The sequence below is a fragment of the Pseudomonas caspiana genome, assembly GCF_002158995.1.
In the GTDB taxonomy this organism is placed as follows: domain Bacteria; phylum Pseudomonadota; class Gammaproteobacteria; order Pseudomonadales; family Pseudomonadaceae; genus Aquipseudomonas; species Aquipseudomonas caspiana.
This window is the reverse complement of record NZ_LOHF01000004.1, coordinates 123,348-144,596: the sequence shown is the minus strand read 5'-3', so window position 1 is coordinate 144,596 and position 21,249 is coordinate 123,348. Positions and strand designations below refer to the sequence as shown.

Below are 21,249 nucleotides of genomic sequence, written 5' to 3'. Positions count from 1 at the left end.
GCGGGAGATCGCATTCCCTGTGGGAGCTGAGCTTGCTCGCGATAAGGCTGGACGCGCTCATCTTGGATCGCGTCGTTCTTATCGCGAGCAAGCTCAGCTCCCACAGGCATAGCATTCCAAGCCATTGCATAAAACCCGCACCTAAATTTAGAGATAACCGACTCGTTATCCGAACAGCAAATGGCCAATCTCCAACCATGCTGGGACGGCAATGACGATCAAACGCTCGAAGAAGACCTGGTTCATCGCCCTGCCCTTGAGCCTGGCGGTGCTTGCTGGCGCTGGGTTCGCAGGCTGGAAGTATTTCATCGACGACGGTGTTCACTATCCGCGGGCGATCATGAAACAGGCCACTGAACTGCAAGACCGTATTCTGTCTTTCGACAGTCACATCACCGTGCCGATGGACTTCGGCACGCAAGGCAATGAAGCAGACAAAGACGGCAGACGACAATTCGACCTGGCCAAGGCTGCACGCGGCCGATTGTCTGGCGCGGCGCTGACGGTGTTTGGCTGGCCGGAAATGTGGAACGGCCCCAACGCGCCGCACCACCCTACTCCAGGCTTTGTCGACGAGGCGCGCAAGCAGCAGGAAATCCGCTACAAGATCATTACCGGTATCGTCCGGGACTTCCCCAATCAGGTCGCCATCGCCTACACCCCTGATGATTTCCGGCGCCTGCACGGCGAAGGCAAGTTTGCGATCTTCATCAGCATGCTCAACGCGTACCCGCTGGGCCACGATCTGAATCAACTGGACCTGTGGACGGCACGCGGCATGCGCATGTTCGGCTTCAGCTACGTCGGAAACAATGACTGGGCTGACTCATCCAGGCCATTGCCATTTTTCAATGACTCACCCGACGCCCTTGGAGGGCTTTCGGAGCTAGGACGTCAGGCGGTCAAGCGCCTGAATGAGCTGGGCGTGATCATCGACGTATCACAGATGTCCACCAAAGCCCTTGAGCAAGTCGCGCAACTCAGTCGTACGCCCATGGTGGCCTCGCACTCGGCCCCTAGAGCCATGGTCGACATCACGCGTAACCTCAGCGACCACGAACTGCAATTGATCAAGAAAAGTGGCGGCGTGGTGCAAATTGTCGCTTTCCCGGCCTACCTGCGTCCTCTCAGCCAGCCGACTCAGGACAAACTCAACACCCTGCGCGCCCGTTTCGACCTGCCGCCGCTGCCCAACCTGAATGTGGCGCTGATGCCGGGCGATCCGATCATCGCCGCCTGGCCAGAACAGCGTTTCGGTGAGTACGCCAGCGCGCTGTACGCCATCCTCGAAGAAGAACCGAAAGCGGGCCTCAAAGAGTTCGCGGATGCCATCGATTACACCGTGCGCAAGATCGGCGTCGATCACGTCGGCATCAGTTCGGACTTCAATGACGGCGGTGGTGTGAAGGGCTGGAAGGACGTCAGCGAAATTCGCAATGTCACCGCAGAACTGCTGCAACGCGGTTATTCGGAGGCCGACATCGCCAAGCTGTGGGGCGGCAATTTCCTGCGCGTCTGGCAACAGACCCAGGACGCTGCGCGCCCGGTGGCCGCCACTTCCTCGTCGAATCCGCATTGAGTGCTGTCATGTCTGATCGCCGTACCTTCCTGAAACACGCCGGTGTGCTGGCTGCCAGTCTGCCGCTGGCGGGATCGCTGGTAGCGGCGGCTGATGCCGCCGTGCCCAAAGCCGATCCAGCCGCTGCTTCCGATAAATGGGGCAGCTTTCGCCAACTGTTCAACCTGGATCCGGACTACGCGCACTTCTCCAACTTCCTGGTGACTTCACACCCCAAGCCGGTTCAGGAGGCGATTGATTACTACCGCGCCGAGATCAATCGCAACCCGGCCAAGTGGGTCGATTGGGAGAGTCAGATCGAATGGAAGCGCGAAGCCGAAGTGCGCGAATGGGCAGCTCGTTATCTTCAGGTCCAACCGCGTCAAATCGCCCTGACCGGCAGCACCACCGAAGGGCTGGGCATGATCTACGGCGGGCTGCGGGTGGCCGCGGACAAGGAGATTCTGGTCAGCGAGCACGAACATTACTCCACCCGGCGCAGCCTGCGTTTTCGCAGCGAACGCGAAGGCACTCAGGTGCGCGCAGTACGCCTGTTCAAGGACCCGCACACGGTTTCCACCGATGAGGTTTTGGGTGTGTTGTCGAAAAGCATTCAGCCGAAAACCCGGGTGCTGGGCATGACCTGGGTGCAGTCCGGCAGCGGCGTGAAACTGCCCGTTGGCGAAATCGGCAAGCTGGTGCAGGAAATCAACAGCCAGCGTGACGAGCCAGACAAAATCATTTATGTGGTCGACGGCGTGCATGGTTTCGGTGTCGAAGACATCCAGTTCAGCGATCTGGCCTGCGACTACTTCATCGCGGGCACTCATAAATGGATGTTCGGCCCACGCGGTACCGGGATCATCTGCGCCGCGTCAACGAGCATGGACAACCTGATCCCGACCATCGCCACGTTCTCTGAAGAGCAGGACTTCGCCACCATCATGACCCCCGGTGGCTACCACGCCTTCGAGCATCGCTGGGCGCTGGGCAAGGCGTTCGAACTGCATCTGCAACTGGGCAAAGCGGCGGTGCAGTCGCGTATTCATGAACTCAACAGCTACCTCAAGCAACGGCTGACGGAACACCGCGCAATCGAGCTGGTGACGCCATTGAGCCCGGACTATTCGGCCGGTTTTACCTTCTTCAGGGTCAAGGGTCGGGACGTCGACAAGGTCGCTGCCGCGCTGACCGCCAATCGCATCATCGTCGACGCCGTGAATCGCGACGTCGGACCGGTGGTGCGCATGGCGCCCGGCTTGCTCAACACCGAACAGGAAGTCGACCGGGCCATGAACGTACTGACCAGACAGCTATGACACCGCCCTCTGCACACAAGCGAGAACCTCACATGCTTCGAACCACTCTTCGTCATTTGCCCGCCACCCTGCTGCTGTGCGGACTGGCCACAGCCATCCAGGCTGCCCCTGCCGCGCCGACAATTCCGGCTCCGGGCACCGTCTACCGAGGCTGTGAAAAGGTCTGCCCGGAAATGGTCGTGCTGCCTGCAGGCAGTTTCGTCATGGGCACACCGGAGGATGAAGTCGGCCGCCAGGGTGACGAAGGCCCGCAGCACACGGTGACTTTCGCCAAACCTTTCGCCATCAGCCGCTTTCACATCACGGCGGGCGAACTCGATGCGTACGTTCGTGAAACCGGGGTGAAAATTGCCGACGGAGATACTCGACCGGGCCGTGAATGCGTGGCCAGCAAACCCCGGTACAAACAGGGGCCTCGGCAGCCAGCGGTGTGCGTCAGCTGGTTCGATGTGCAGGATTATGCCGCCTGGTTATCGAAAAAAACCGGCAAGCATTACCGCATGATTTCCGAAGCAGAACGCGAGTACGCCGCACGCGCAGGCAGTACCGGGCCTTTCCCGTTCGAGATGGACCCGGGCGGCGACTATCAGATCAGTCGCAACGCAAACACTTACGGCCCCAAGGACGGCTATACCTACACCGCGCCGGTAGGCAGTTATCCGCCGAATGCTTTCGGGGTATACGACATGCACGGCAACATCTACGAATGGACCGCAGACTGTTGGCACGGCGACTACAACGGCGCACCGACCGACGGCAGTGTGTGGGACGAACCCGGCTGCATCACCCGACAAATGCGCGGTAATGATTGGGGCGAAGCACCGATCTTTTCCCGCTCCGGCAATCGCAACGACCGGCATCCGGATGTGAGGGGTGATTTCCTCGGGTTTCATGTTGTCGAGGAGTTCTGAAAGTGAGTACTGGCCTGCAAGTCGCGCTGCAAATTACACATCAAACTTGAACTGGAATGCGATCCCCTGTGGGAGCTGAGCTTGCTCGCGATAAGAGTGGACGCGAACTAAAGTGAACCGCGTCCAGCGTTATCGCGAGCAAGCTCAGCTCCCACAGGTTCCATGTTCATTCAGCAAGACCCGCTTCAGTCGAGAGGACGTCGGGCTAAATTGCCGGGCCATCTGCTCGTTCTATGGGTAGTTGGCGACAAGCCGCGAACGCTTGTCGCCCCCTCCTTTACCCATTCGATGCGGAGACTTCAATGTCCAGCCAACCTCGCAGCGCCTTGCGCGAATTGCTCGGCCTGCTCAAACCCTTCTGGCCACTGGTAACGCTCTCCACCGCACTGGGTATTGTCGGCGGCCTGTCGGTGACGGCCTTGCTGGCGACCATCAACAACGCCCTGCATTCTGATGCCGGTTTGACTCAAGGCGTGGTGCTGGGCTTTGCCGGGCTTTGCTTGCTGGCTTTGTTCAGCTCGATTTGCTCCGACATGGGCACCAACTATGTCGGGCAACACATCATCGCCACGCTGCGTAAAGAACTGGGCGAGAAAGTGCTCTCGGCGCCCATCGACCAGATCGAGCGCTATCGTAGCCATCGCCTGATCCCGGTATTGACCCATGACGTCGACACCATCAGCGATTTCGCCTTCGCCTTTGCGCCACTGGCTATTTCGTTCTCGGTAACCCTCGGTTGCCTGGGTTATCTGGCGATGCTGTCCTGGCCGATGTTCCTGATCATGCTGGTGGCGATTGTGATCGGCACCGTGGTGCAATTCATCGCACGGGGCAAAGGCATTGCCGGTTTTGAAACGGCACGTGCCGGTGAAGATGAACTGCAACGGCACTACAACGCAATTGCCGAAGGCGCCAAGGAATTACGCATCCATCGCCCGCGCCGCCATCGCATGTTCACCCATGGCATACAGGAAACGGCCGGGAACATCCGCGACACGCAAATTCGCTCGATCAACACCTTCGTCATTGCCAAGTCCTTCGGCTCGATGCTGTTCTTCGTGGTGATCGGTCTGGCACTGGCCCTGCAATCGGTCTGGCCAAGCGGCGACAAAGCGGTCATGAGCGGTTTTGTGCTGGTGCTGCTGTACATGAAAGGCCCGCTGGAACACCTGATCGGCACCCTGCCGATCATCAGCCGCGCACAAATTGCGTTTCGCCGCATCGCTGAACTGTCCCGACAGTTTTCTTCACCCGAGCCGCACCTGCTGCTAAGCGATCAAGGCAGCACCACCACTGCGGTGCACAGCCTGGAACTCAACAACGTCAGCTACAGTTTCCCTCCAGTGGAAGGCAACCAGCCTTTCCAGCTCGGCCCGGTCAATCTGCGCATCAAAGAAGGCGATATCACTTTTATTGTCGGCGAAAACGGTTGCGGCAAGACCACACTGATCAAGCTGTTGCTGGGCCTGTATGCACCGCAGACCGGGGAAATATCCCTCAACGGGCAAGCAGTGAACGCACAGACCCGCGACGACTACCGACAACTGTTCACCACTATTTTTGCCGACTATTACCTGTTTGATGACGTGATTCAGGGCGACACGCAGATTCCTGAAGATGCGACCCGCTACCTCAAACGCCTTGAGATCGATCATAAAGTCAGCGTGCGCGATGGCGCGTTCACCACCACCGACTTGTCCACCGGCCAGCGCAAACGTCTGGCACTGGTCAGCGCATGGCTGGAAGAGCGCCCGGTGCTAGTGTTCGACGAGTGGGCCGCTGATCAGGACCCGACGTTCCGGCGCATTTTCTATACCGAACTGCTGCCGGACCTCAAACGTCTGGGCAAAACCATCATCGTCATCTCCCACGACGACCGGTATTTCGATGTCGCCGACCAGATCGTACGCATGCGCGCAGGCAGCGTGGTCACAGAGACAGAATCAGTGGTGGCATGAGCTTTTACTGATCGCGCAAAAAAACCGGAAAATCTTTTCCGGTTTTTTTCGGGTACAACGTCTCATAGTCGCCAATACAAATAATTCCCGTTTACAACACAACTTCAAGAGCAAGAGCCCACGATGCCAGCACTACACAGCCTCTCGCCCCTCACCCGGGCCATCACTCTGCGCCGCCTGTTCCAGCCTCGCGTGTTGGGCGCGGCTATGGGCGTGGCCATGATCGCTCCGCTGTCGGCTCAGGTCAGTGCCCAGGAAATCGATTTCAACATTCCTGCGCAGCCACTGGCTTCCGCATTGCAGACCTTTGGTCAACAAGCCAACGTGCAACTGCTCTATAGCCCGGACGACACGCAAAGCCTGAACAGCACAGCACTGCGCGGTCGCTATGAGCCCAGGGAGGCCATCGGCGTTCTGCTTAAAGGCACAGGCCTGGCGTACAGCCTGCAGGGCGATACCCTGACCGTATCCGGTCGTGGCAGTGCAGGGTCGGTGGAGTTGGGGGCAACCAACATCGACGGCAAGGGGCTGGGAGCGACTACCGAGGGGACCGGGTCTTACACCACAGGTGCAACCAACACAGCAACACGTCTGAATCTATCATTGCGCGAAACGCCGCAGACCGTCAGCGTCATCACTCGTCAGCGACTGGATGACCAGAACCTGAATAGCCTGGCCAAAGTGCTGGAGCAGACCCCGGGGATTTCCCTGCAACCTCTGGACTCGGAGCGGGTAAACATCTTCTCTCGCGGTTACGGCATCGACAGCTACCAGTACGATGGCGTGCCCACTACGCTGGTAGTGTCCACCAGTGCGACGCCGCAAAGCCTTTCAGATATGGCGATCTACGACCGCATAGAAGTGCTGCGCGGCGCTACCGGCCTGCTGACAGGAGCCGGTGACCCGTCGGGTACGATCAACCTGGTGCGCAAGCGGCCTACCGACAAATTCCAAGGCTACGTTAGCGCTGGCCTGGGTTCCTGGGAGCAATACCGGACGGAGATGGACGTCTCAGGCCCGCTGACGCCAACCGGTAACATTCGCGGACGCATGGTCAATGCATACCAGCAGGGCAACAGCTTCGTCGATCACTACCAGACCGAAAAAGAGGTCTACTACGGAGTCATCGAAGCCGACCTCACCGACAGCCTCCTGCTGACCGCCGGGTACGACTATCAGAAACAGGACCCGCGTGGAGTTTCATTTGCCAGTTTCCCGCTGTTCACCAGCCAAGGCACCCAAACTGACTTTTCCCGCTCGACCAACCCGGCATCACGCTGGAGTAGCCGTCAGCAAGACACACTCAATGTGTTTTATTCGCTCGAACAACAATTAGCCAACGACTGGTCGTTGAAGGCTTCTGTTAATCAGATGTACAGCAAACGCGACTCCAAACTCGCATCCGCAAGCTGGGGTTTCTTGAATGAAACCACGGGCGAAGGTGTGCAGCTCTATGGTGGCTCCTCGACTGGCTGGCAAAAACAGACGGGCATAGACGTTAACGCCAAAGGCCCATTCCAGTTGTTCGGACGCGACCACGAGCTGGTTGTAGGTATGACCTACACCAAGTACGAGGACCACAACGATCCGAACGCCGGTGAGTCAGTAGAAGGCCGGTTCATCAATTATTACACTTGGGACAATTACACAGCCGAACCTCAAGGAAACGGCCAGATCCTGTTTGACAACGACACCGTAATTCGCCAGTTGGGTAGCTATGCGGCAGTGCGTCTCAGACCCACTGATGATCTGTCAATTATTCTGGGCGCGCGCACAAGCGACTACAAATATGACAGCTATGTCCATTACCGGGATCCAGCGAACTCTTCCCGAAGCACAAACACCAAGTATCAGGAAACTGGAGAAGTCACGCCGTACGCCGGTATCGTCTATGACCTGACCGATCAGCACTCGGTCTATGCCAGCTACACCAGTATCTTCCGCCCTCAAAGCTCGCGTGACCGGAGTGGCAAACCTCTGGAGCCGCGCACTGGCGACGCCTATGAACTCGGCCTGAAAAGCGAATTTCTCGATGGCAAGGTTACTACCAGTTTCGACGTGTTCCTGACCAAGCAGGACAACCTGGCCGAACTCGATCCTGGCCAGATTGTGGCTGGTACGATCAGAGAGCGAGCATATGTACCGGTTCAGGGCGCCAAGACTCGTGGTTTCGATGCGGAGATCAATGGTGAGATTCTGCCCGGCTGGAAAGTCGCTGCAAGTTACACCCACGCCGTCACCAAGAATGCAGACGGCGACCGGATAAATACCGTTGCCCCTGCTGAACTGGCGAAGTTCTGGACTACCTATCGCATGCCGGGTGAACTGGATCACCTGACCATTGGGGGCGGCGTAAACTGGCAAAGCGGTATGCACTTCAGCGCGACCCCTTTTGGGTTGGGCGGCACTACCACGGTCAAGGCCAAACAGGATGATTTCGCGGTATTCAACCTGATGGCGCGTTACGAGTTCACTGACAACCTTTCAACGCTGGTGAACGTCAACAACCTGTTTGACAAAAAATACCTCAGCTCTCTGGATGAAACCTTTCTTGGCGGTTACTACGGTGACCCGCGCAACGTGATGGTCACGACCAAGTATCGTTTCTAAGCAAAACTGCCCCTCATAAAAAAACCTGGCCGGGTAACCGCGCCAGGTTTTTTAATGCTTCAGCTTTTGTTGATTGCCGAACGGTCAATCACCCCTGCAACTGCAACCACTGCCCCACTCTGCGATAAATCTGCGGCACCGTCGCGACCATCTCCGTCATGCGCAAGAAGTCATGGGTCAGTCCAGGCTCTGTCTCCAGATGCACCGGTACGCCGTGTTCCTTGAGATGCTCGGCAAACAACACACCTTCGTCATAAAGCGGATCGAACTCTGCCAGGCTTACATACGCCGGGGCGACGCCTGCAATGTCCCGCGCCAACAAGGGAGAAGCACGCCAATCCAGACGGCTCGCCGGGTCGGGGCAGTACTGACGATAGAACCACTGCAAAGTCAGGCTTTCCAGCAAATACCCTTCGGCATACGTGCGATGCGATTGCTGCTCGCGACTCATGTCAGCCACCGGATAAAACAGCAGCTGTGCGACAGGCTTAACCGTCAACGGGCTGTCTTGACGTACCGCCTGAATCGCTAGCGAGGCAGCAAGACTGGCGCCTACACTGTCGCCCGCAAACACGACGCGAGCGGCATTCAGAGCGAAGTCCCTGGCCAGCGCCGGAATCGCATTCACGGCATCTTCAGCGTCTTCGAAGGCGGCGGGAAAAATATGCTCCGGCGCCAGTCGATAATCAGCCGCAAGCACAGCCCAACCGGATGCGGCGGCCAGTTGTGCACAGACTGAATCATGGGTTTGCAAGCTGCCCACCACATAGCCCCCGCCGTGAAAGAACAGCAAAACCGGTTGACCGTCAGGTTCATTGCAGGGCTTGCGGTAAAGCCGGGCAGACAGGGTACTGCCCTGGCGTGCGGGCAGTTGAAGCGCCTGCGCCTGAACACCTTCAGGCAAGGACGTCTGGAACAACTCAGAGGTGAGTTCAAACGTCTCGCGTGCCTCAACCGGCGTCAGCTCATGCAGCGGCTTGCTGCTGCCACTCAAGCGACCAAACTCCGCCATTTCCAGAAAGGCTGCTAGATCAGGATGTACTGGCATGAAAAATCCTTTGAATAAAAATGAAGTCTCGACAAAGCCCTGCTGGCGGGGCTTTCCAGTGGGACCGGCTTTAGCCGGGAAGACTTTGTCACTGACGACTGGTCTTCAGTGACTGTACCGCCCTCTTCCCGGCTAAACCCGGTCCCACCGAAATGGAATAAAGCCGGTGCGAGCGTGTTAAGTCTCCATCTGTGGCACCGATTCCAAGGTCGTCAGAAAGGTCTGGAGAAAATCCCCATGGCTCACGATCCCGTTATGGTCAGCAGCGACTGACGTGCTATGCCCCTTGTCGATCAATGTCTGCTCGAAAGCATCGCGCATTTGCATGTCAGTTCCCTGCGCCCACCAGCAGTGAACGGTGGCACTCACTGGCGGCAGAGCTTCTGCCTGCCCCGACAGCTCAGCCAGGTGCATGCCAACCAGGAAGGTTTGCGCCAAATCATCTGCATCGAACGCCGCATAAGCGCTGGCCGTGTCGCGGCTGGCACAATCGCCGCGAGCTTGCTGAATGATCGCTGCCAACTGCTCCCGGTGCAGATCGCTCGGTAACGGCAAGACTTGCGCAGGTGCCTGACCCAGTACGGACGTCAGGAAGCCCGACCACTCGTGCTGCGAGTCAATCAAAGGCTCGCGTTCAGCACTCGGGATGAAGCTGTCGATCAAGCCCACAAAGTGTACCGCTTGCCCTTGACTTTCAAGCTCCTGAGCCACAAGCACTGCCAACGCCCCGCCCAATGACCAGCCGGCCAGTTTGTAAGGACCGTGCGCCTGTTTCTGGCGAATGTACTGGGCGTAATCGATGGCCATGGACTGCAGCGAAGTATCCTGCCAGTCGCGGTCGAGCAGCATGCGGCACTGCACGCCATACACTCGACACTTGCCATCAAGACGCCGCGCCAATGCGTCATAGTCGAACACCGTGCCGTAACCCGCATGAATACAGAACAACGCGGGAACACTTGCCGATGCAGCATTCAATAGCAGGACGGGGTCCAGCTCGGTTTGAGCCTGATACCCGGACAATTCGGCAATGGTCGGCCTGCTCATCATGTCACGCAATTTCAGCTCGAAATCCGGCAACTGCAATGCCCTGACTTTGCTTAACACTTTGAGCGTGCGCAGGGAGTCGCCCCCCAGTTCGAAGAAGTTGTCAGTCACACCGACCTGAGGCACTTCAAGTACTTGCTGCCAGACCTCGGCCAGATGTTTTTCCAGTGCATTACGCGGCGCCACGTATTGGCTGCCCTGGAACTCAGGCTCGGGGAGCGAGAGACGATCCACCTTGCCGTTAGGGTTCAGGGGCAGACGATCCAGCAACATCAGGTGAGCGGGCACCATATAGTCCGGCAGACGCTCTTGCAAGCGGGCGCGTAGTTGTTCGGCCAGCCCGGCTTGCGACGGTGCAACTACATAACCGACCAATTGCTTGCCACCTGCAATGTCACGGGCGATGACCACTGCGTCGCGTACTGACGGCGCCTCACGCAGACAAGCTTCGACTTCACCGAGTTCGATCCTGAAGCCACGGATCTTCACCTGATTGTCCAGGCGCCCAAGGTATTCAAACACGCCGTCAGCTCGCTGCCGCACCCGATCACCGGTGCGGTACAAGCGGCCTCCTGTATGGCTGAACGGGTCCGCCACAAAGCGCTCGGCGGTCAATCCAGGACGACGGTAGTAACCACGAGCAAGCTCATCGCCCCCAATGTACAACTCGCCAGCCACCCCCGCAGGAACACGATTGAGTTGCGCATCCAGCACGTACAACGAACGAGGCCCGACAGCTGTGCCGATCGGCGCGTAAGCCGCCTCGCAGCGAGCATCGACGCCAGCCTTCCAGAGCAGCGGCGTGACCACGGTTTCAGTGGGGCCGTAGCCGTTGGTGATGTAGCGTGGTTTGAGCGCAGACTTGACCAGCTCAAAACTGGCATCCGCCACCGCATCCCCCCCGAAGCAATAGATACTGACCGGAGGTGGATTGCCGTGTGCCTGAGCATGTTCGGCCAGTTGCTGCAGATAGGCCGGCGGGAAACAGGCAATGGTGATCGCATGGCTGTGCAAGGCGTCATACGTCTGCTCAGGCGTCCACAGCGTGTTGTCCCGGACCACCAGACGACCTCCGCTGATCAACGTCGACAACCAGCGTTCCTGAGCACCGTCAAACGCGAAGGACATGAACAGCAACTCGCGGGTATCGGCATCCATTTCATAGCGTTCGGCAATCGCCTGACAATGCACACGCAATGGGCCACGCGCCACGGCAACACCCTTGGGTTTGCCGGTTGAGCCAGAGGTATAAATCAAGTACGCCAGTTCCTGCTCGCTGACGGCAGTCATCGGGTAATCAACCGGTAAACTGAGGCTGTCCAGCTCGTCCAGGTTCATCCGCGTGACAGTTGGCGGACACGGTAAACGGTTGCTCAATGCACTGTGGGTCAGCAAGACCTGCATGCCTGAATCTTCGATGATCCATTCCAGACGATCTCGCGGGTAGTCGATGTCCATCGGCACGTAAGCAGCGCCGACTTTAAGGGCTGCATACAGCGCAATGATGGTCTGCACAGAACGCTCCAGACCGACTCCGATCACCGACTGTGGCCCCACACCTGACGCCGTCAAGGCGTGAGCGAGCTGGTTGACACGCAGCTCCAACTGCCCACGCGTCAGTGCTTCATCACCGCAGACAACGGCCACCGCTTGCGGGTCAATCTGCGCAAGATTGGCAATCAATGCAGGCAGCGAATCGCTGTCTGTCTGTTTCGAACCGACACCCTGCTGACTGATCAAGCCGTCTTCAGCGTCAACCATGCACAGACTGCCGAGGGTCGCTTGCGGTTGGTCCAGCAAGGCATTCAACAGGGTCTCGAAACAGGCCATGACCTGAGCCGCGCCTTCATCGGTGAAGCTGTTACGCAAGTACAGGAACTCGATTTGCAGGGTCTGCGCCAGCTCTACCGCCAGGTCCATGGCGTAGTTGGTCACATCGCGGGTGCTCAACTCGCCAAACTTCAGTTGATGGCTGTCGGTGTCGCGCAGCCGCTCATCCACCGGGAAGTTCTCGAACACGACAATGCTGTCGAACAACGGTCGACCGCCATGGCCCGACCAGCGCTGCACATCCGCCAGCGATGCATGCTCGTGGTCACGCACTTCGAGGTTGAATGCTTGAAGTTGCGCCAGCCATTGGTCCACACGCTGCTCTGGCTCAGGCGCCTGAACGATAGGCAAGGTGTTAATGAACAACCCGAGCATTTCATTGCAACCGCTCACCGCCGCCGGACGTCCGGCAACCGTCGCGCCAAAACACACCGATGCCTGGCCGGTAAAGCGCTGCAACAGCAACAGCCAGGCGCCCTGAACCAGCGTATTGGGTGTCACGCGCAAGGCCTGGGCCCGCTCGCGCAGATGATCAGTCGCCGCTTTGTCCCAACGCAGATAGTGCGCAGCATGACCACTGAGTGAGGCGTCAGGCCGCGGATAGACCGAAGTCGCCAGTTGCGTCGGCCCTTCCAGCGCCTGAACATGAGCCTTCCAGAACGTTTCCAGCAACTGTTCAGGTTGAGCCTGCAGCCACGCGATGTAATCGCGATAGCGGCCGATGCGCGGACCTGATTCATGCCCGGCATAACACTGGAAAACCTCACCCAGCAGACGCGAGCTGGACCAGCCATCCATCAGGATATGGTGGCTGGTCCAGATCAACTGGTGACGCTGCCCGGCCAGATGAACCAGTGTCAGCCGTATCAACGGCGCAGCGAGCAGATCAAAGCCCTGGTCACAGTCGTCGGCGGCCAGCGCCTGGAGATCCGACTCAAGGTGATTGTGTTCGCGCCAGTCCAGTTGCCGTACGTGCAACTGTGCGCTGCGGTACACCAGTTGTACCGGTTCTGCCAGATTGCTTGCAGCCCAGAACCCCGTGCGCAGGATTTCATGTCGCTCGATGACAGTGTTCCAAGCGGCAACAAAGCGCTGCGCGTCGAGACCATCAACGGCCACATTGACCTGGCTGATGTAGAACGCTTCACCCGGCATTTCTAGGGTGTGGAACAACATCCCGCTCTGCATCGGCGACAGTGGGTAGATATCCTCGACTGCCGCCAGCGGGACTGGCAACGAATCAAGCTGAGTCTGGGTCAGGCGTGTCAGCGGGAAATCGCTTGGCGTAAATGCCTGAAGCGGACGTTCGACACAGTGCTCGACCACCTCGCGCAGCTCCACGCAGAACTCGTCAGCCAGGCGCTGAATCAACCCGGTGTCGAACATCTGCTCGCTGAAGGTCCAGCCCAGTTCAAGGGTGTCGTTGTAAACCTGCCCGTTGATGGTCAGCCAGTTATCCAGCGGTGCCGATTCATCGCGCTCAATCCCTTTGTTTTCCGAGACTGGCCTGAACAGGCTGTCACTCTCGTCAAAGCTGCCATCGAACTGACCGAGGTAGTTGAAGGTGATCCGGGGCGTCGCCAGGCCTTGCAACGCCTTGCGGGTCTGCTGATCACCCAAGTAACGCAACACGCCCAGCCCAAGCCCGCGCTGAGGCACCGCGCGCAGCTGTTCCTTGATGCCCTTGATGGACGCCGGCAGCTCTGCATGCGCAGTCAGCTTTACGGCAAACAGACTGGTGAACCAGCCCACGGTGCGGGTCAGGTCGATGTCCTCAAACAGGTCCTCACGGCCATGCCCTTCCAGCTGGATCAACACATCGGCACGTCCGGTCCAACCCGCTATCACCCGAGCCAGCGCCGTCAGCAGCAGATCATTGACCTGAGTTCGATAGGCGGCCGGAGCCTGCTGCAAAAGATGGCGGGTCGTCACTTGATCGAGACGGCAATGCACGGTGGCAGCATGACGAACCTGCTGCGCGTCTTCACGCCGCACATCCGGGAGATCAGCCGGGACACCCTGCAACTGCGTTTGCCAATAGCTGACCTGTTGCTGCATCGCGTCCGTCAACGCATGTTCCTGCAGGCGCTCGGCCCAGCGTTTGAGGCTGCTGGTACGCGTCGACAATTGCACCGGCGCGTTCTCGCGAGCGAGGTTGTAAAGTCGTTGCAGGTCTTCAAATAGAATCCGCCAGGACACGCCATCTACTACCAGGTGATGAATCACCAGCAGCAAGCGCTGTTCTGCTCCCGGCAGATCAGCCAGCACCGCACGCAACAGCGGGCCGTTTTGCAAATCAAGGCTGCGTTGGGCTTTTTCGAAGAGGGGCTGCAACTGCGCAGGATCACTCACCTGCGCTGTCCACAACATCTCAGTGGACGGGCCTTCAAGGACGGCGCCAAAGGTACCCGTGACAGTTCCAGTGGACGGCGCGAACACCAGGCGTAAAGCGTCGTGATGGTTGACCAACGCGACCAGAGCCGTCGCCAGTAGATCGGCATCCAGCGCCAGACGCGGCGCCAGCAGCACGGACTGGTTCCAGTGCTGACTGGCCGGGATATCCTGCTCGAAGAACCATTGCTGGATCGGCACCAACGGCATGTCACCCGCTGCCGGGCCCTGATCGATGGTCAGCGTGTCATCACCCAGCCGGGCCGTTTGAGCCAGAGCCTGGACGGTCTGACATTCGAACAGGTCTTTGGGCGTAAAACGAATACCCTCCTGCCGCGCCCGGCTCACCAGCTGAATCGAGACAATCGAATCGCCGCCCAGCTCGAAGAAGTTGTCGGTCAGCCCGACACGCTCCAGACGCAACACGTCTTGCCAGATCGTCACCAGACGCTGTTCCAGCTCGGTACGCGGCGCGACATAATCTTGCTGAGCGAGACTGGCGTCAGGTGCCGGCAGGGCCTTGCGATCCAGCTTGCCATTGACGGTCAGCGGCATGCGTTCCATGAACAGCAAGTGCGCTGGCACCATGTAATCCGGCAGCGTTTCCTTGAGCTCTTCCTTGATCCGCTCTCTCAGAGCGGCCTGCCCGGCAGCATCAAATGCCTGCGGCACGATCCACGCCACCAGTTGCTGACCGCTCAAGCCGTCGATGGCCAGCACCACGGCTTCGCGAACGGCTGCGCAATCACGCAACCGCGCTTCGATTTCACCCAGTTCGATACGGAAGCCGCGAATCTTCACTTGATGGTCGATCCGCCCGATGTACTCGATGGAGCCATCGACGCAGTAACGCGCAAGATCGCCGGTGCGATACAGACGCCCGCCCTGCTCATCGAACGGGTTCGGCACAAAGCGTGTCGCGGTCAAGCCCGCACGGTTCAGGTAACCACGGGCCAGACCCGCCTGCCCGACATACAGCTCGCCAACACAACCACGCGGCACCGGGTTTAGATCCGCATCCAGCAAGTACCACGACAGGTCAGGAATCGGCGCGCCAATCGGGCTGGCCGCTCCGGCTTGCAGGTCCGCCAGACTGACCGGACGATAAGTCACGTGAACAGTGGTTTCGGTGATGCCGTACATGTTGATCAGTTGCGGAGCCTGATCGCCGAAACGCTCGAACCATGGACGCAGGCTGCCGACATCCAGCGCTTCGCCGCCGAACACCACATAACGCAGCGCCGTGTTGGCATCAGACGCCACGGCGACCTGCATCAATTGCTTGAACGCCGATGGCGTCTGGTTCAACACCGTCACGCCTTCGCGGCACAGCAGCGCGTGGAAATCCTCCGGCGAGCGGCTGGTTTCATGGGGCACGATCAGCAAGCGGCCGCCATGCAGCAATGCACCAAAAATCTCCCAGACCGAGAAGTCGAACGCGTAGGAATGAAACAGGCTCCACACATCGTGTTCATCGAAACCAAACCACTGCTCAGTCGCGCTGAACAACCGCACGACATTGCTGTGCGGCAACAACGCGCCTTTCGGCTGCCCTGTTGAACCCGAGGTGTAGATCACGTAAGCGAGGTTTTCAGGACTCACCGACACGCACGGATCGTGGCTCGGTTGTGCAGACAGGTCCGCGTCCAGCAGCAGGGTTCTTACGGCCGCCGGAATCGGCAACCGGTCACGCAGATGGCTATGAGTCAACAACAGCGACAGGCCGCTGTCTTCGATCATGTAGGCCAGACGGTCCTGCGGATAATCCGGGTCCAGCGGCACGTAAGCACCGCCTGCCTTGAGGATCGCCAGCAAGCCGACAATCATCTCCAGCCCACGCTGCACGGCAATGCCGACGCGAACGTCAGGCCCGACGCCTGCGGCGATCAGCGCGTGAGCGAGACGGTTGGCCTGGCTGTCCAGCGCTTGATAACTGAGATTCTGATCCTTGAAGGACACCGCCACTGCCTGGGGCGTCCGCGCTGCTTGCGCAGCAATCAATTGATGCAGACACTGCTCGACCGGGAACGCCTGAGTTGCCGGGCTCCACTGGGCAAGGTGCGCTTCGATCTGAGCGTCGTCCTGCAACGCCAGATCGCTCAAGCGCTTACCCGCGTGGCTGCCGGCCATTTGCATCAACAAGTGCTGAAGCTGGCCAGCAATCTGCTGCACGGTGTGCTCCGGGAAGTTCGCCTGCCGGTAGTTGAAGTGCAGCGACAAGGCCTCGCCCAGACCGACGATCAATGTCAGTGGATAGTGGGTCTGCTCGTGATTGTCGACCTTGCCGAAGGTCAGTTCCTGCGGTGCTTCCTGCTGCAAGGCTTCCGACACCGGGTAGTTTTCGAACACCAGAATACTGTCGAACAAGGCATCGCTGCCCTGCCCCGACCAGCGCTGAATATCGGCCAGCGGCGTGTGCTCATGCTCACGCAATGCCAGGTTGTCGGCCTGAACCGTTTGCAGCCAGTCGCTCAACGCCTGTTCCGGCTGCGGCGTGGCAATGACTGGCAAGGTGTTGATGAACAGACCGATCTGCTGCTCGACACCTTTAAGCCCGGCAGGACGCCCGGAAACCGTCGCACCAAAGGCCACGGCTGGCTGCCCGGTGTAGCGCTGCAACAGCAGCAGCCAGGCTGATTGCACTACGGTGTTGAGCGTCACTTTTTGCTGGCGGGCAAAATCTCCCAACAACCGGGTTTGCTCGGCACTGAACGCTTCGAAGTGATCACCATGCGCTTCAATACCCGCTTGCGCAGGCAAGTCCAGAGCACGAGTCAGCCAGGTCGGTTCGTCCAGCACACTGAGTCGATCCAGCCAGAACGCTTCGCTCAGCGCGGCATCCTGCGCCTGCAACCAGGCGATGTAATCGCGATAGCCGCCCATGTGTTGCGCTTGATATTCACCGGCATAACGTTGCAGCACCTCACCGAGCAGCTGCGAGTTGCTCCAGCCATCCATCAGGATGTGATGGTTGGTGTAGATCAGGTGATAACGCTGTTCGTCGACGCGCACCGCCACCAGACGCAGCAACGGCGCGCTGCTCAAATCAAAACCACGGCTGAGTTCGGCGTCAGCCAGTTTTTCCAGTTCGTGGGCAAGGTTGGCTGTGTGGCGCAGGTCAACGACCGTAAAAGGCAGCACCACATCCTTGAACACCACTTGCAACGGCCGCTCCAGACCGCCCTGCCAGAAGAACCCGCTGCGCAGGATCCCATGCTGATTCACGGCCGCTTGCCAGGCCTGCCGGAAGCGCTCCGGATCAAGGCCCTCTACGTCCAGACGCATCTGGTTGGTGTAATCGCCCCCCATCTGCTCTTCATACAGGGTGTGGAAGAGCATGCCTTGCTGCATAGGCGCCAGCGGATAGACATCTTCTACTTGAGCCACTTCGAGGGGCAACGCATCCAGTTGGGCCTGGCTGATACGGGCCAACGGGAAGTCCGACGGGGTCAGCCCGCTGTGCTGCGGATCGCTGCAATGCTCGATGACGCGGGTCAACTCGGCGATGTACTCATTCGCCAACGCCTGCAGGGTGTGCTCGGCGAACATTTCGGCACTGAAGGTCCAGGCGAGGCTCAACTCGCCAGCAAACACTTGGCTGTTAATGCTCAGCCAGTTGTTCAGCGGCGCGTCCGCGCTCTGCTCGACCCCACTGCTTTCTTTGGCCGGGACGAACAGCGCGTCAGCATCGTCGAAGCTGCCGTCGAACTGGCCAAGGTAGTTGAAGGTGATGCGCGGTGTCGGCAGCTCACTCAATTTGTTGCGGGTCGGCTCATCGCCCAGATAGCGCAACACGCCAAAGCCAATGCCCTTGTCCGGGATGGCCCGCAGTTGCTCCTTGATGTGTTTGATCGACGGCTCCAGCTCGGCCTGAGCCGTCAGACGCACAGGGAACAGGCTGGTGAACCAGCCCAGCGTGCGACTCAGGTCAGCGTCTTCCAGCACCGCCTCGCGACCGTGACCTTCCAGTTGCACCAGCACGTCATCGCGTCCGGTCCAGTTCGCGAGTACGCGGGCCAGCGCGGTCAGCAGAAGATCGTTGACCTGGGTGCGATAGGCCGCTGGAGCCTGTTGCAGCAATTGCCGGGTCAGGTCGGCGGACAGCTTGGCGCCGACCGTTTTGCTGTCGCTGGCGCGCAGGCTGGCAGCACTGTTCAGGCACGGCAGATCCGTCGATGCTCCCGACAGCAACGTTTGCCAGAACGCCAGTTGCGACGACAAACCGCCGTCGCGAGCCAGGGTTTGCAAACCTTGCGCCCAGTGTTTGAAGGCGGTGGTTTTGCTCGGCAATTGCACAGTCTTGCCCGACTCGATCTGCCGGTAAGCGCTTTGCAGGTCCTCGAACAAAATCCGCCATGAAACGCCGTCCACTACCAGGTGATGGATGGCCAGCAACAGACGCTGTTCGCCGTCGGGCAACTCAGCCAGCAGCACCCGCAGCAATGGACCGTTCTGCAGATCCAGACTGCGTTGCGCCTTGTTCAGCAGCGACTCGAGTTGTGTGGCATCACTGACAGTCTCACACCACAGCGGCGACTGCCCCGGGGCTGCATCGAAGCGGCCCAGATTGAAGGGCTGGGCAAAGGTCAGACGCAAGGCATCGTGATGATTGATCAACGCTTGCACGGCCACGCTCAACACTTGAGCGTCCAGACGCTGACGCGGGGCCAGCAGCACCGACTGGTTCCAGTGGTGCCGCTCGGGAATGTCCTGCTCGAAGAACCATTGCTGGATCGGCAACAACGGCATTTCGCCGCTCACCGGGCCCTGATCGATGGTTAGCGCACCATCGCCCAGTTGCGCCACTTGAGCCAAAGCGCGCACCGTCTGGCGCTCAAACAGGTCTTTAGGCGTAAAGCGAATACCTGCCAGACGCGCACGGCTGACCACCTGAATCGAGATGATCGAATCGCCGCCCAGTTCGAAGAAGTTGTCGGTGACACCCACCTGATCCAGCTTGAGCACGTCCTGCCAGACTGCCGCGATCTGCTGTTCAAGGCTGCTTTGCGGCGCCACGTAGTCGAGTTGCGCCAGACCGGTATCCGGCGCAGGCAGTGCTTTGTGGTCCAGCTTGCCGTTGGCAGTCAGCGGCATGCGTTCAAGGAACAGGAACTGCACCGGCACCATGTAATCCGGCAAATTGTCACGCAACAGCGTCTTGATGACGTCGCGCAGGCCAGCCTGTGTCAGCGCATCAGCGCTGTACTGCTGCGGCACCACATACGCCACCAGTTGCGCACCGCTGGCCGCTTCGTGAACCCGCACCAGACCTTCGCGAACCACTTCCAGCTCATTGAGGCGCGCATCAATCTCGCCCAGCTCGATACGGAAGCCACGAATCTTCACTTGATGGTCGATACGCCCGATGTACTCGATGGAGCCATCGACGCAGTAGCGCGCCAGGTCGCCGGTGCGATACAAACGCCCGCCCTGCTCGTCGAACGGGCTCGGCACAAAGCGCGTCGCGGTCAGGCCAGCGCGGTTCAGATAACCCCGGGCCAGGCCCGCCTGACCGACATACAACTCACCGACGCAGCCACGCGGCACAGGGTTGAGATCAGCGTCCAGCAAGTACCAGGACAAGTCAGGGATAGGGGCGCCAATCGGGCTGGCCGCGCCGGCTTGCAGGTCCGCCAGACTGACCGGACGCCAGGTCACGTGCACGGTGGTTTCAGTGATGCCGTACATGTTGATCAGTTGCGGGGCCTGATCGCCGAAACGCTCGAACCATGGACGCAGACTGGCGACGTCCAGCGCTTCGCCGCCGAACACCACATAACGCAGTGAAGGTGTCGCGTCAGACTCGACAGCCACTTGCATCAGTTGCTTGAAAGCCGATGGCGTCTGGTTCAACACCGTGACGCCTTCACGGCACAGCAAGGTGTGGAAATCTTCCGGCGAGCGGCTGGTTTCATGGGGCACGATCAGCAGGCGGCCGCCATGTAGCAGCGCACCGAAAATCTCCCACACCGAGAAGTCGAACGCGTAGGAGTGGAACAGGCTCCACACATCGCGCTCATCGAAATCGAACCATTGCTGAGTGGCGCTGAACAAGCGCACCACGTTGCTGTGCGGCAACAATGCGCCCTTGGGCTGGCCTGTGGAACCGGAGGTGTAGATCACGTAGGCGAGGTTATCCGGCCCGACGCTGGTTACCGGGTTATCCGCGCTGAAGCTGCTGAGATTCGCGCCCAGCAGCAGGGTTTCGACCTCGTTGAGGTCCGGCAACTGATCGACCACATGTGGCTGGGCCAGTAGCAAACGCAAGCCGCTGTCCTGAATCATGTACGCCAGACGATCCTGCGGATAAACCGGGTCGAGCGGAACATAAGCACCGCCCGCCTTGAGGATCGCTAACAGTCCGACCAGCATTTCCACGGACCGCTCAGCCGCCAGACCTACCAGCACATCGGGGCCAACGCCTTGCTCGATCAAACGATGCGCCAGCCGGTTGGCGCGCTGATTGAGCTCGCCGTAGCTGACGTGCTCATTGCCAAAGCTCAATGCCACGGCATCGGGTGCGCGCTGGACCTGGGCTTCGATCAGCTTGTGCAGAGGATGCTCGACAGCAAAGCTC

At 59.3% G+C, this 21,249-nt stretch carries 7 protein-coding genes (1 of these 7 cut by a window edge); 5 read left to right on the top strand and 2 right to left on the bottom strand.

What is annotated here, in order from left to right; translation table 11 throughout:
- Positions 1-211: 211 nt before the first annotated feature.
- The 5 genes from pvdM to AUC60_RS07245 all read left to right on the top strand — a co-directional run bounded on the left by pvdM (position 212) and on the right by AUC60_RS07245 (position 8,356).
- Positions 212-1,579, top strand: a complete 1,368-nt coding sequence (pvdM, locus tag AUC60_RS07265) for a pyoverdine-tailoring dipeptidase-like protein PvdM (protein ID WP_087265415.1) — start codon at positions 212-214, stop codon at positions 1,577-1,579.
- An 8-nt stretch (positions 1,580-1,587) separates the two neighbouring features.
- Positions 1,588-2,877 (top strand): pyoverdine-tailoring periplasmic protein PvdN, encoded by a 1,290-nt coding sequence (gene pvdN, locus AUC60_RS07260; RefSeq protein WP_087265414.1) that lies wholly within the window; start codon positions 1,588-1,590, stop codon positions 2,875-2,877.
- A gap of 32 nt (positions 2,878-2,909) precedes the next feature.
- Positions 2,910-3,788, top strand: a complete 879-nt coding sequence (gene pvdO / locus AUC60_RS07255) for a dihydropyoverdine dehydrogenase (RefSeq protein ID WP_087265413.1) — start codon at positions 2,910-2,912, stop codon at positions 3,786-3,788.
- Between the two features lie 302 nt (positions 3,789-4,090).
- Positions 4,091-5,746 carry a cyclic peptide export ABC transporter gene (locus AUC60_RS07250; RefSeq protein ID WP_087265412.1) on the top strand — a complete coding sequence of 552 codons (1,656 nt, stop codon included), beginning with the start codon at positions 4,091-4,093 and terminating at the stop codon, positions 5,744-5,746.
- 123 nt (positions 5,747-5,869) lie between these two features.
- Positions 5,870-8,356, top strand: coding sequence for a TonB-dependent siderophore receptor (locus AUC60_RS07245; protein WP_087265411.1), 2,487 nt, complete (start codon positions 5,870-5,872; stop codon positions 8,354-8,356).
- Between the two features lie 88 nt (positions 8,357-8,444).
- Here AUC60_RS07245 and AUC60_RS07240 read toward each other — a convergent pair whose 3' ends face one another.
- Both AUC60_RS07240 and AUC60_RS28045 read right to left on the bottom strand, forming a co-directional pair.
- A complete protein-coding gene (locus AUC60_RS07240; RefSeq protein WP_087265410.1) occupies positions 8,445-9,404 on the bottom strand; it encodes an alpha/beta hydrolase in 960 nt (319 codons plus the stop codon).
- A 177-nt stretch (positions 9,405-9,581) separates the two neighbouring features.
- Positions 9,582-21,249 carry the 3' portion of a non-ribosomal peptide synthase/polyketide synthase gene (locus tag AUC60_RS28045; RefSeq protein ID WP_405624279.1) on the bottom strand. The gene runs 6,080 nt beyond the window's last position, so the window shows 11,668 of its 17,748 coding nt (coding positions 6,081-17,748); its start codon lies off the right edge, out of view; the stop codon is at positions 9,582-9,584.